We start from the raw sequence: 13,353 nt of genomic DNA, 5'->3' as shown, positions 1-13,353 counted from the left end.
TCTGAAATTACCTGACCGCCCGTAAGAATTGCAATATCTTCAAGCATTGCTTTTCTTCTATCTCCAAAACCAGGAGCTTTTACTGCTACACATGAGAAAGTTCCTTTGATTTTATTTAAAACAAGTGTTGCAAGAGCTTCTCCTGTTACGTCATCTGCAATAAGAAGGAAGGGTCTACCAGTTTGAACAATTTTTTCAAGAAGTGGTAAAAACTCTTGTATTGAAGAAACTTTTTTGTCAGTGATGATAATGAATGGGTCTTTTAATTCAGCCTCCATCCTATCAGCGTCGGTTACAAAATATGGCGAGACGTAGCCTCTATCAAACTGCATTCCTTCGACAGTTTTTACTTCTAATCCAAGTCCTTGTGATTCTTCAACTGTTATTACACCTTCTTTACCAACCTTATCAACTGCATCTGCTATTGCTTCTCCAACTTCTTTTATCTTTGAAGAAACAGTTCCAACTTGCGCAATCTCCTCTTTTGTGGAGATCTCCTTTTTAAATTTTTTCATTTCCTCAATAACTGTTTCAACTGCTTTATCGATCCCTCTTTTTATAAGAAGTGGGTCTGCTCCTGCTGTAACGTTTTTAATACCTTCATCGATCATTACTTGAGAAAGCACTACTGCTGTTGTAGTGCCATCGCCTGCTGCATCTTCGGTTTTTGAAGCAACTTCCTTAACAAGTTGTGCTCCAATATTTTCGTTTGGATCGGCTAAATCGATTTCTTTTGCAATTGATACTCCATCGTCTGAGAGAAGTGGAGAACCAAATTTCCTTTCAAGTGCTACATGCTTACCTCTCGGACCAAGAGTTACTTTTACAGTGTTTGCTAATTTATCTACTCCTGCTTGAATTGTTTTTCTTACTTCTGTTCCGAAAATAATTTGTTTTGCGTCCATAATTACACCTCCTTATTTAAGAATTGCAAGAACTTCTTTTTCTGAGATAATCAAATACTTATCGTCATTCAACTTAATTTCAGTTCCTGCATACTTTGAGAATACTACCGTATCACCTACTTTTACTTCTAATGGCACTTTCTGGCCATTATCAAGAAGTCTACCACTACCTACAGCAATAACTTTTCCTTTCTGTGGTTTTTCCTTTGCTGTATCAGGAAGAACAATACCAGATTTTGTCTTTTCTTCCTCCTCTTCAATTTTAACTACGATGTGATCATGAATAGGAATGATTTCTGCCATACAAACAACCTCCCTTCATATTTTTTTGTTATTATTTAGCACTTTGTTTATTAGAGTGCTAAATAATTATATAAGGTTTAGAATTTATGTCAAGGGGTTAGGATAAAGAATGACAGAATTTTAAGAAAATTAGTTTTTAGACGTTTTTTTGATCTTTATAGTATTTGTCCTCTTTTTCTAATTCTTCAAGCCATTCTTTTACTTTCCATTCCATAGCAGTAGGAGTGATGGTTGCAAAGATTACATCTTTTAGATCAACAGAACTTTTTAGACTCTGTATAATTTTAGCAATTTCTTCGTTAGAAAAATTTCCCATAAGAAAAAACTTTTTCATTTTTTCACCTACAAGTATTATAACAAATACTTTAAAAATTCCATAATTGAGCGATCTTTTGCAATTTTTTTAGGCCATATGGAGGATTAGTCTTCTTTTTTTTGTTATTCAATTTGGAGTCTTAATAGAGTATCTCCCTAAAAATAAATATTAGTTTTTTAAATGAAGCAAGCAAATCTTACTATGTTTATCTTCCTAAGAATTTTTTGGCAAAAGAAGTATTTGGCAAATACAAAAATTTGTTGAAATTAACCAAATTTATTATATTATTAGTTGTGAAAGAGCTTTTTTTGAAATTATACTCTGAAGATGAGACTATTGAACTTGGTAAAAGACTTGCAAAGGCTCTTTATGGTGCAACGGATAATTTCCTTATTGCTCTTTCGGGGCCACTTGGTGCAGGTAAAACAACTTTCATTAAGGGTTTTTCACTTGGTTTTGGAGTAGAGAACTATGTTGAAAGCCCAACTTTTGTATTTTTAAATATTTATAAGGCAAGTATTCCAGTTTATCATTACGATATGTACCGCGTTGATGAAGTTAGAGATATTGATGATTTAGGTATCTTTGATATGGTTTCAAAAAAAGGTTTTCATCTTTTTGAATGGGGTGAAAAGTTAAAAGACCTATTGGACTTTGATCTTGAAATATATTTTAAGATTCTTGATGAATCTTCAAGAGAAGTGCATTTTAAATTTTTTAGATTGGAGTATATTATAGATGAACTATCTTTTACTTAGTCAATCTTTTTATCCTACTATGAGTTTGTTATTTTCTAATAAATCTCTAATCTATTCTGTTATCCAATATCCAAATGAACAATACCCTAATAACCTTATTTTTTTAACAAAAACTATGTTTGACATTTTGAAGATTGATAAAAAAGATCTTGGGGGTATTTTCGTCATTTATGGTCCAGGCAGTTTTACCGGAACTCGTATTTCTGTTGTTGATGCAAAAATTCTTGCGTATTCCTTATCAGTTCCACTTTATCCTGTTAATTCACTTGAACTTACTGCTGCTCATGTTAGTGGAAAAGTATCTGCCATTCTTTCTGCTTCGAAAAATGAATTTTTTGTTGAAGATTTTGAAGATGGGAAAAAAATATCCGATGTTGAGATTTTTAATCTTGAAAAAATTGTAAATTCTGATAAAATCTTTGTCTCATTTGAGAAGTTAGAGAATTTTAAATCCTATAAACAGGTTTTCCCGGATGTTGAAGTGATAAGAAAATTTTGTTTAAATTTAGTTTTGAAGAAACAGTTTATTGAAGACCCTCTTTCTTTGAAACCGCTTTATTTAAGAGCAGAAGAAAAACTTTTTAAAAAGATAAGATGATTGGCGAAATTGAAATCGTAAAAGCAAAAATAACGGATGTAAAAAAGATAATTGAGATTGAAGAAAAGTCATATAAAGACCCTTGGCCGAGAGATGTTTTTATAATAGACTATATGTTCAACTCTTCTTCAGACTATTTTGTTGCTAAAAGTCATGGAAAGGTGCTTGGTTTTATAGGGTTATGGTATGAAGGTAAAAAGTTGCACATTATAAATGTTGCTGTTGACCCTGAATCAAGAGGGCAAGGTGTTGGCACTATGCTCCTTGAATTTGCTATTAAACTTGGTATAAATAAAGGTTTTGATCTTGTATATCTTGAAGCAAGAAAATCGAATGTTGTTGCTCAAAATCTTTACAAAAAACTTGGCTTTAAAGAAGTAGAAGAATTAAAAGCGTATTACCAAGATGGAGAAAATGGTATCCGTATGGAAAAAATATTAAGGAGTAAAAGCGATGATAACTTTAGGGATAGAAACTTCTTGTGATGACACAGCAGTAGCACTTATAGAAAACGACGGGAAAATTCTTAGTAATGTTTTAACTTCTCAAGATGTTTTTCATAGAGATTTTGGTGGAATAGTTCCTGAAATTGCTTCACGAAAGCATGCAGAACTCATAGGCTATACGATTGTTGAGGCTTTAAAACTTGCAAAAAAAGAGCTTAAAGATATTGACCTTATATCTGTAACAAAAGGGCCTGGCTTAGTTGGTTCATTACTTGTTGGAATTGAAGCTGCAAAATCACTATCCTTTGCATTAGATAAGCCATTAATTGGTGTTAACCATCTTGAGGGTCACATATACTCACTTTTTTTAGAAGGCACACCTCTCTATCAAGTTAAAAGTGTTTTTCCGCTTCTCATTCTTATTGTATCTGGAGGGCATACAGAACTTGTTTTAATGGAAGATTTTCTTTCCTATAGGGTGCTTGGCAGAACAAGAGATGACGCTGCAGGAGAAGCAATAGATAAATTTGCACGTTTTCTTGGATACGGTTATCCTGGAGGACCGATAATCGAAAAATTGGGGATTGATGGCGACCCAGATAGATATCCTTTCCCAGGGCTATCGTTTAAAGGTTCCTCTTATGAATTCAGTTTTAGTGGTTTAAAAACCGCAGGTATTTACTTTATTCAAAAAAACCCCGACGTTGTAAAAAATGACCTTTCTTCACTTTGTGCAAGTTTTGAGAATGCTTTAGTAAAGATACTTGTTGAAAGAACTATTAAAGCAGCAAAATATTTTAATGTCAAAGGTATTGGTGTTGTTGGAGGTGTTTCAGCAAACAAAAGACTTAGAGAGACTTTTTTAAGTAAATCACCAATTGAAGTATATTTTCCGCCAAAACAACTTTCAACAGATAATGCTTCAATGATTGGATTAGCAGGTTATTTTCATTACACATTAAAAGACGAAGTTTCCGCTCTTACACTTGATGCCATCTCAAGACTTGAATTGTGATTAGAGTAATATCTTTTTGCAATTGGAATTTAAGTTATTAGATGTCAACTTCAAAAACAGAGGCAATACTTTCTTCTAGGAAAATTGAAATTTTTTTCTCAAATGAAGTTTTGTCAAATGTTGTGTAGTAGGTTATTTCTCCTATTTTGTTATTTTTTCCTACTTCTTCTAAGTATTTTTGAGTTTCGTATATTACATAGTCTGCGGGGTCAATAACTTCAATGCCATCTCCTACAACGTTTTTTACTACTTTGTAAAGGAAAGGAAAATGTGTGCATCCAAGGACAAGTGTATCAACTGAGGTTCTAAGTATAGGCTCTAATTTTTCTTTTGCAAGGGTGCAGGCATAATCATTATAACTTATGCCGTCTTCAACTAAGTTTACAAGTTCTTGAGATCCAACTTCAAAAACTTCGATACTTTTATCAATCCTTTCAATTTCTTTTTTATATGCATGTTTTTTTGCTGTTAATGGTGTTGAAATTACACCTACTTTTTTGTTTTTGGTAGTATTTACTGCATATCTTGCTCCAGCCTGTATCATTCCAATAACTTTTATCGGTTTTGCTAACTCTGTAAGGTCGTCTATTGCAATTGATGAGACAGTATTGCAAGCAACAATAATAAGTTTAACTTCCTTATTTAGTAAAAATTTGGTGATGGCTTTTGCGCGCTCTTTTACTTCTTCTTCAGTTTTTGTGCCATAAGGAAAGTGTTTTAAATCCCCCACATAAATTATATCTTCTTCTTTAAAGTATTTTTTAAGCACCCTTACAACACTCAATCCACCTACACCAGAATCAAAAATGCCAATAGGTCTATGGTTGAACATTGAAAAACCTTTCTATTCCTTCAAGAAGTGCTTCCGCTACCTTGTTTTGGAAAGTAGGGTCTTTTAAAAGGCTTTCTTCCTGCGGATTTGAAATAAAACCAATCTCAGTTAATATTGCAGGCATTGTGGTAACGTTTTTCACTACATAGAGGGGACTCTTTTTAATACCTCTATCTATTGTGTTTAATTTACTTACAAGAGCATTTTGTATTACTTGAGCAAAGGCTTTTGATGTTTCATACCAATAGTAAGTTTCTGTCCCTTTTGCATCTTTATTTGTTGAAGAATTAAGATGAATTGAGATGAATAAATCTCCTGAAGATGTATTTGCAATTGCAACTCTACCCTGTAAATTTGGGTTGTTCAGATCATCTACTGTGGTATGTGTTAAAATTACCTTTGCTCCATGTTTTTCAAGGAGTTCTTTTAATTTTAAAGCAACATCAAGGACAATGTAGGCTTCTTTTGAACCAGAGTAACCTATTGCACCTACATCGAGGTATTGACCTGAATAACTGCCGTGTCCCGGATCAATCACGATAATTTTATTTGAAAGTGAAAGATTAGTGTTATAAGCTACTGAAAGTTTAACAATATTATCTTTTACTTCAATTGAATAGTTATCGGCTTGCACAAAGATTTTAGGTGGTGTAGAAGAGGATCTATGGGAATGACTATACTCGATTTTATCAATTGTTTCTGCATTAAAAATGTAAAATTCTTTACCGTTTATTTCTGTTTTTGTTATATTGGTTGGGAAAGAGAATGTAAGGATAATTGATTTGTCCTTTTTCTCAATGGATTCAAGATTTGGATCTATGAATATTTTGTTTTGTATTTTTGTTACAGAGACAGGTAATACATCACTTATTTTTGATAAAGCGATATAGTTTTCGTTATCGATTGCTTTTAAAACTGAGTCATTAAAATTAATTGTCTTTCCATAGAAGTTTATAGAAGAGCCAGTCATTTTCAAATTAAAGCCGTTTAAAAGATCTTCTAAGTTAATGTAGAGTTCATTATCTACTGCATTTACCCTTGTAAATACAATCCTTCCACTAATTTCAAGGATTTCTTCGTTAACTTTTGGTAATTTAAGATGTAAAATTTGGTTAGTTTGACCTTTTTCTAATTCGTAAGGAGTCTTTGTTAAAAGGTATAAGGTTAAGATTGTTGAACCATTTGAAGAAGCTATAGCGTATCTTGTGAGCGGAAATATTGGCACTTCGCTTTGCATTGAAGAAGTAAGAAGGTTTGTATTTTTGTAGGTTAAAACAAGTCTTATTGGGTCTTCTGATAGAGTAAATGTTGGCTCTTTAAGGGCATTTCCTTCTATTTTGATGTCAATTCCTACTTCGGAGATGCGCCATGTAACGCTACTTATTGTAGACTTCTCTTCTTTTGCAATTGTAATTGTATCTTCTCTTAGCCAATAGAATTTGCTATTGTATTTTACTTCGAACCATTTTTCTTTATTAGTTGCTACCCCAACTATTGAAAGGACGGTATCTTTTGGAACAACGTATCCAACTTTGTACTGTGTGCTTGGGCCTTCTCTTAAATTAGTAGAGTATAGAGTTTTACAATGATTTCCAATGAGGGTAATATCGAGATTAACTTTGTCTTTATCAAAGGTAAAATAATCACTTATTGCATACCCTGTTTTTCCCTTGTATACTACCTCAGGCCATAGTTCTCCTAAGTGGTTTTTTGCAAATCCTCTAATTTCAACCTGATCGCCTCTATTTATTAAGTCCAATTTCTCATAATCAGTTGAAGGTCCCCTTCTTAAATTGATAAAATCGGTTGCAGTTGCTTTGATTTTTGTAGGATTTGTTGTATTGGATGTTTCATTTGTTGTATTAGAAGTTTCGTTTGTATCGGTTTGTGAGTTATCTGGTGTTTTTGTAGTCTCTTCCACCTTTTTTGTATACCAAGATGCAACAAAAAGATAACTGCCATTTTCTTCGTATTTATACCAAACTTCTCCATCGTTTCTTTTTATGATTTTAATTACATTTAATTTTGTGTCTTTTTGGATTCTTTTAACAAGGTTAAATACTGTTCCTGGACCACTTCTTACATTTAAATAGTCTACACTCACTAAAACAGTAAAATTTGCATCTTCTGAAGTAAAAGTAATGCCACTGTTAGATAATAAATATGAAGCTATATAGCCAGTTTTATTCCTGTTAAAATCGTAAACCTTAATCCATCGAGTGCCATTTTGGTCTTTTGTTGAACTTAATTTTAAAAGATACGTATCCTTTGGGAGTGTTGAAATAATTGAGTATGAAGTAGAAGGTCCACTTCGAAAGTTTACATCGTATGTATTTGTTTTTAGTAGTTCGTATGAAGGCAAACCAAAGGAGGAATCTATCATGATAAATTCGAATAGCATCACTATAATAGATAAAATTATAAAATATTTTTTTATCATATATTCCTCATTTCTCTTTTTGCAATTTTCTCTTCGATTTTTTTCTTATTTCCGTAGAGTTTCTTCTTTCTAACAAGCGCAATTGTAAGTTTAAGTCTGTTATTATTCGTATGAACATCTAAAGGAAGTATTGCAAGTCCTTTTTCTTTTACTTTCGTGCTCCAACGTATGATCTCATTTTTGTGCAGTAGTAGTTTTCTTCTTCTTTTTTCACTTGTACTGGCGTGAAGAGATGGGGGCATTTGGATGAACATTTTATAAATAAAGAACTCATTATTCGTTTCCTTGATGTATGCACCATCTAAACTTACTTTACCATCTCTTATAGATTTTACCTCAAAACCCTTTAATTCTATACCTACTTCTAATTTATCGATGATTTCAAAATCCCTTAAAATCTTTTTGTTTGTTGCAATTACTTTTTCTTCCATTTCATCCTCAAATCGTCTAAAACAACTTTTAGTTCTCCTGACAACGCCGAACAAAATCGCATATTTTTATTTATTATAGGATGTTTAAATGAAATTTCATAAGAGTGGAGAAATTGCCTGTCTATTTTTATATTCTTATCGGCTTTACCGTATAACGTATCTCCTACTATTGGATGTCCTATGTGCGCCATATGGACTCTTATTTGATGTGTTCTTCCTGTTTCAATTTTTACAGAGAGTAAACTATACGGTCCTATGGTTTCAATTAACTTATAATGAGTTATTGCAGATCTTCCGTAAATAGAAATTTTCATTTTTGTTGTTCCTGGTATTCTTTTAATTGGAAGGTTTATCGTCCCACATTTTTCTTTTAAATTACCTTTTACTAAACATATGTATTTTTTCTCAATTTCGTGATTTTTGAGCATATCACTTAAAAGTTTATGGGTTGTATTGTCCTTTGCGACAATCATAAGTCCAGAGGTATCTTTATCGAGTCTATGCACAATCCCAGGTCTTGAAGTCCCACCTATTGTTGATAAATCTTTAACATGGTATAGAAGTCTATTAACAAGTGTATCTTTTGTTTTACTTCCGACGGGATGTACTGTAAGGTGTGCTTCTTTGTCAATGATAACAAGGTATTGGTCCTCATAAACTATTTTTAAATCTTTGTTCTCGTAGGTAATTTCAGGAGATTCTTTTTCTTTCTCTTTTATTATGATTTCATCTCTTGGTTTAACTTTAAAAGACGGTTTTAGGACTTGTTTACCATTTACAAAAACAAAACCTTCTTTAATAAGTGTTTGTAAATAGTTTCTGCTGTATTCTAATTTTGACTCAACAACCTTGTCGAGTCTTCCTGCTTCCTCAACTTTGAATCTATTCTCCATACTTAAGATAAGTGAATATGAATAGTGCTAATCCAATATCAATTGAGGCATCGGCGATATTAAAAACAGGCCAATGGTGGAGATAGAGAAAATCAGTAACATATTTTAGAAACACTCTATCTATGAAATTACCTCCAATACCCCCTAAAATGAGCCCAAGGTAAATTTCTTTTAAAGGTAAATTGATGCTTTTTTCCAAGATGATAATACCGCCCATTACAATTACGCTTATCATGGCAATTGTGGTTGTTGAATCTTTGAATAAGCCAAAAAGAGCACCTGTATTTTTAACATAGGTAATAGAAAATACATGTGGAATTAAAGTAATTTCCTCTCCGATCAGTATGAACTTTCTTACAACGAATTTTGTTAATTGGTCTACTGCCATTACAAAGAATGCAATTCCAAAAAAATACAAATCTTTTTTATTCATAGGTAAATTTTACTCAATTCATTAAAATTTTAAAAGTGAATTTTGTTTTATATTAATCCAATGTATAATATACTTTGTATAACTAAATCTGTTTTTGAGTATAGGAGGTAATTTTATGATTATTAAAGAAGGTAATAGCACTATAGCAATTCGTATGTTTGATGGTGAAGACTTTATAGAATCAATCAAAATTGTATGCAAAAATTACAAAATTGACAGCGCCACCATTTCGGGCATTGGAATGTTTAGAAACGTAGAACTTGGATACTTTAATGGAAAAGAATACGTAAAGAAAACCTTTGAAGGCCTTAGTGAGATTATTTCTCTTCAAGGGAGTATTAGTGTTACAGATTCTGTTGGAGATATTGTTATCCATGTGCATACTGCAATTGGCCTTCACGATTACACAGTGGTAGGTGGTCATCTTATAAATGGCACACTCTTCAATGGAGAAATTTTCATAGAGAGATTACATAACATAACCCTATTGAGGAAGGATGAGAAAACTGGTCTAAAGGGATTATACCCTGCTTAATATACTTTTAAAAAGGTGAAATTATGGAATTGTCAAAAGAATACACACCGTCATTAGTTGAAGAAAAAATATATAAAACATGGGAAGAAAATGGTTATTTTGATTCAGAGATTAATCCCAATAAAGATAAGTTTGTAATAGTAATGCCACCTCCAAATGTTACAGGAAGATTACACATAGGACATGCACTAAATTTTACCTTGCAAGATATCTTTGTAAGGTTTAACAGGATGTTTGGTTTAGAAACTCTATTTTTACCAGGTATCGACCATGCAGGTATAGCAACGCAGTCTGTTGTTGAAAAAGAACTTCTTTCAAGGGGCATAAAAAAGGATGAATTAGGAAGAGAGAAATTCTTAGAAGAGGTATGGAGTTGGAAAGAAAAATATGGCAATATAATTATTGAGCAATCAAAAAAGCTTGGTGTCTCTGCCGATTGGAGACGTCTGCGTTTTACTCTTGACGACAAATACGCAGATGCTGTTCTTGAAGCGTTTGTTAAATATTACGAAGAAGGGTTACTCTACCGAAGTGAACGAATTATCAATTGGTGTCCTCATTGTCATACTGCACTTTCAGATATTGAAGTTGAATACTATGAAGAACAGTCAAAGCTCTACTATTTAAAGTATCCCTTTGAAGACGGAGGAGGTTACATCATTGTTGCAACTACAAGACCAGAGACGATGCTTGGGGACACAGCAGTTGCAGTAAACCCAGATGATGAGAGGTATAAAAAATATGTAGGTAAGTTTGTTATTCTTCCTCTTGTCAATAGAAGAATACCAATTATAGCTGATGCCTCCTGTGATCCAAATTTTGGAACAGGAGCAGTAAAAGTTACTCCTGCACATTCAGTAGAGGATTTTGAAATCGGAAAAAGACACAACCTTGAGATTATAACTGTAATAAACGATGTTGCAAGGATGGTTAATGTTCCTGAGCGTTATCTTGGTTTAACAACATTAGAAGCAAGAGAAAAGATCATAGAAGATTTAAGTAAAGATGCTTTAGTTGAGCGCATTGAGGATTATACTCACTCTGTAGGCCATTGTCAACGCTGTGGCACAGTTATTGAACCTTTAGTCTCAAAACAGTGGTTTTTATCCATGGAAACCCTTGCTAAAGAAGCTAAAGAGGCTGTAGAGAGCGGAAAAGTTAAAATTATCCCTGATAAATGGGTTAAAGTATATTTTAACTGGTTGGATAATATAAGAGATTGGTGTGTTTCAAGGCAACTTTGGTGGGGACATAGAATCCCTGCATATTACTGTGATGATTGCGGAGAGGTTGTTGTTTCAAAAACGAAGCCTGAGCAGTGTCCAAAATGTGGAAGTAAAAATATACACCAAGATGAAGATGTTCTTGACACTTGGTTTTCTTCGGCGCTATGGCCTTTTGCTACATTGGGTTGGCCTAAGAAAACACCTGAGTTGAATTACTATTATCCTACTTCTCTTCTTATTACTGGCTACGATATACTTTTCTTCTGGGTTGCAAGAATGATATGGAGTGGAATGCACTTTATGAAAGAAGAACCATTTAAAGTAGTTATGCTCCACGGCCTTGTAAGAGATGAAAAAGGTAGAAAGATGAGTAAATCTCTTAAAAATATCGTTGATCCACTTAACCTTATAGAAGAATACGGTGCCGATGCTCTAAGATTTACTCTTGCCTCTCTTAGCACATTAGGTGGTCAGGATATTAACCTTTCTAATGAGAGACTAAAAGCATCAAGAAACTTTATTAACAAGATATGGAATGCTTCGAGATTTGTTCTTATGAATCTTGAAGATTTTAACCCAAACGAAATAAGAGAAGAAGATTTAGAACTTGAAATTGAAGACAGATGGTTTTTAAGTAGGCTTAATAAACATATAAAAATGGAAGTTGAGTATTTTAAAGATTACGATGTAGGTGAAGCAGCAAGAAAATTGTATGAGTTTGTTTGGGGTGAGTTTTGTGATTGGTATATTGAACTCTCAAAATTGAGGCTATATAGTAATGATGCTAGGAAGAAGAAAACTGCACAGTTTTTACTTTGGAAGTCGCTTGTAAGTATATTAAAGATGTTGCACCCATACATACCCTTTGTAACAGAAGAAATTTATTCTTATATTCCAAATGTTGATAAGCCACTTATAAAAGCTCCGTTTTCACAAGTTGAAGATTCTTACATTAACGATGAAATTGAGCGAAAGGCTGATTTTATTTTCCAAGTTATAAAGGGTATTAGAAGTATAAAAGCAGAGCTTGGCTTACCACTTGTAACTGAACTTAATGTAAGCTACTCCTCACTTTCGGAGGATGAGAAAACTCTTATTGAACAAGAAAAAGATAAAATTATGAAAATTGCAAAAGTTAAAAATATGACTTTTGTGGAAGAGAAACCAGAAAGAGCATTAAGAAGCGTTATCTTAGGAACAACAATATTCGTTGAACTACCGTTTGAATTTGATTTAGAAAAGGAAAAAGAGAAGTTTATTAAAAAGCTTGAAGGTGTAGATAAGGAGCTAAAGGCTATAAATTCACGATTACTTAATCCTAGCTATCTTGAAAAAGCATCAAAAGATGTTATAGAAAAAGATAAAAGACTTGCCTTGGAACTTGAAAAGACTAAATTGGTTTTACTAAACCATATAGAAGACTTAGGGGGCAAGTGAGACTTAAAGATAGTTTAGACGAAATTTTTAAATTAGGAGGTAGGTTAAATCAACCTGCCAAGTATGGATTGGAAAATATAAAAGGGGTCCTTGACGCGCTTGGTAATCCAGAGGATAAAGTCACCTATTTTCATGTAACTGGAACAAAAGGCAAGGGCTCTACAACGAATTTTATTACTTCGATATTGAAAAGACATGGTTATAAAGTTGGAATGTATATCTCCCCGTCACTATTTTCAACCCTCGAAAGGATTAGTATTAATGGTGAACTCATTTCTCCTAAAGAGTTTGTTTTAATCTGGGAGACTCTTTGGAAAGTATTGAAAAATCTTGATAAGGAAAAACTTCCTTCTACTTTTGAAACTTTTACCATTATGGCATTTTTGTATTTTCTTAAAAAGAATATCGACTATGGTGTTATTGAGGTTGGCCTTGGAGGTCGGCTTGATGCTACAAATGTTATAAAATCACCTCTTGTAAGCATTATTACTGATGTAAGTTTTGATCACCAAAAATATCTTGGAAACACAATTAAAGAAATTGCTTTTGAAAAATCAAAGATTATAAAAGAAAACCGCCCTGTTGTAATTGGTGTAAAAGACGAAGAAGCAAAAGAGGTTATATCAAGTGAGGCAAAAATTAACAAATCTCCGTATTTTATTTTGGGGAAGGATTTTGAATTTAGAAATATTAGAGTTTATGAGGGTTTCCAAGTATTTGACTTTGTTTCACTTTCACATGGTTTTAGGCTAAATGAAATAAAACTTCATAATCTTGGATATTTT

Annotated in this window: 15 protein-coding genes; 7 read left to right on the top strand and 8 right to left on the bottom strand. The window is 32.8% G+C overall.

What is annotated here, in order from left to right; translation table 11 throughout:
* The 3 genes from groEL to K6343_03920 form a co-directional block, all read right to left on the bottom strand.
* The coding region (gene groEL / locus K6343_03930; protein ID MEF3245113.1) for a chaperonin GroEL at positions 1–905 on the bottom strand (905 nt) is incomplete at its 3' end.
* 12 nt (positions 906–917) lie between these two features.
* Positions 918–1,208 (bottom strand): co-chaperone GroES, encoded by a 291-nt coding sequence (groES, locus tag K6343_03925; protein ID MEF3245112.1) that lies wholly within the window; start codon positions 1,206–1,208, stop codon positions 918–920.
* Positions 1,209–1,344: 136 nt separating this feature from the next.
* Complete coding sequence (locus K6343_03920) at positions 1,345–1,542, bottom strand: DUF3783 domain-containing protein (protein MEF3245111.1); 198 nt, start codon at positions 1,540–1,542, stop codon at positions 1,345–1,347.
* A 290-nt stretch (positions 1,543–1,832) separates the two neighbouring features.
* Between K6343_03920 and tsaE the strand changes: the two genes are divergently transcribed.
* From tsaE to tsaD, 4 genes are read left to right on the top strand one after another with little or no spacing between them, the layout of a single operon-like run.
* A complete protein-coding gene (tsaE, locus tag K6343_03915; protein MEF3245110.1) occupies positions 1,833–2,282 on the top strand; it encodes a tRNA (adenosine(37)-N6)-threonylcarbamoyltransferase complex ATPase subunit type 1 TsaE in 450 nt (149 codons plus the stop codon).
* Entirely contained in the window at positions 2,263–2,880 is a 618-nt protein-coding gene (gene tsaB / locus K6343_03910) for a tRNA (adenosine(37)-N6)-threonylcarbamoyltransferase complex dimerization subunit type 1 TsaB (protein MEF3245109.1), read from the top strand. The genes tsaE and tsaB overlap by 20 nt, the downstream gene beginning before the upstream one ends.
* Positions 2,877–3,365: a ribosomal protein S18-alanine N-acetyltransferase gene (gene rimI, locus K6343_03905; protein MEF3245108.1), complete on the top strand. Its 489-nt coding sequence runs from the start codon at positions 2,877–2,879 to the stop codon at positions 3,363–3,365. The genes tsaB and rimI overlap by 4 nt, the downstream gene beginning before the upstream one ends.
* Entirely contained in the window at positions 3,334–4,341 is a 1,008-nt protein-coding gene (gene tsaD / locus K6343_03900; GenBank protein ID MEF3245107.1) for a tRNA (adenosine(37)-N6)-threonylcarbamoyltransferase complex transferase subunit TsaD, read from the top strand. Before rimI ends, tsaD begins: the two co-directional genes overlap by 32 nt.
* A gap of 37 nt (positions 4,342–4,378) precedes the next feature.
* Here the strand turns inward: tsaD and murI are convergent, their stop codons facing one another.
* Genes murI through lspA form a run of 5 tightly spaced genes read right to left on the bottom strand, consistent with a single transcriptional unit; the run spans position 4,379 to position 9,370 of the window.
* Entirely contained in the window at positions 4,379–5,173 is a 795-nt protein-coding gene (gene murI / locus K6343_03895) for a glutamate racemase (GenBank protein ID MEF3245106.1), read from the bottom strand.
* Positions 5,160–7,613, bottom strand: coding sequence for an N-acetylmuramoyl-L-alanine amidase (locus K6343_03890; GenBank protein ID MEF3245105.1), 2,454 nt, complete (start codon positions 7,611–7,613; stop codon positions 5,160–5,162). Before K6343_03890 ends, murI begins: the two co-directional genes overlap by 14 nt.
* On the bottom strand, positions 7,610–8,044 hold the full coding sequence (smpB, locus tag K6343_03885) for an SsrA-binding protein (GenBank protein MEF3245104.1): 435 nt from the start codon (positions 8,042–8,044) through the stop codon (positions 7,610–7,612). The genes K6343_03890 and smpB overlap by 4 nt, the downstream gene beginning before the upstream one ends.
* Entirely contained in the window at positions 8,029–8,937 is a 909-nt protein-coding gene (locus K6343_03880) for an RluA family pseudouridine synthase (GenBank protein MEF3245103.1), read from the bottom strand. The genes smpB and K6343_03880 overlap by 16 nt, the downstream gene beginning before the upstream one ends.
* Entirely contained in the window at positions 8,927–9,370 is a 444-nt protein-coding gene (gene lspA / locus K6343_03875) for a signal peptidase II (GenBank protein MEF3245102.1), read from the bottom strand. Before lspA ends, K6343_03880 begins: the two co-directional genes overlap by 11 nt.
* Before the next feature lie 115 nt (positions 9,371–9,485).
* Between lspA and K6343_03870 the strand changes: the two genes are divergently transcribed.
* From K6343_03870 to K6343_03860, 3 genes are all read left to right on the top strand, one after another.
* Positions 9,486–9,905 (top strand): DUF296 domain-containing protein, encoded by a 420-nt coding sequence (locus K6343_03870; GenBank protein MEF3245101.1) that lies wholly within the window; start codon positions 9,486–9,488, stop codon positions 9,903–9,905.
* Between the two features lie 23 nt (positions 9,906–9,928).
* Positions 9,929–12,568: a valine--tRNA ligase gene (locus K6343_03865; GenBank protein ID MEF3245100.1), complete on the top strand. Its 2,640-nt coding sequence runs from the start codon at positions 9,929–9,931 to the stop codon at positions 12,566–12,568.
* Positions 12,565–13,353 (top strand): hypothetical protein (locus K6343_03860; protein MEF3245099.1); only part of this gene is annotated, 789 nt, incomplete at its 3' end. The genes K6343_03865 and K6343_03860, both read left to right, overlap by 4 nt.

The organism is Caldisericaceae bacterium (genome assembly GCA_036574215.1).
Taxonomy (GTDB): domain Bacteria; phylum Caldisericota; class Caldisericia; order Caldisericales; family Caldisericaceae; genus Caldisericum.
The sequence above is the reverse complement of the archived record's forward strand: the minus strand, read 5'-3'. Positions and strand labels throughout refer to the sequence as shown.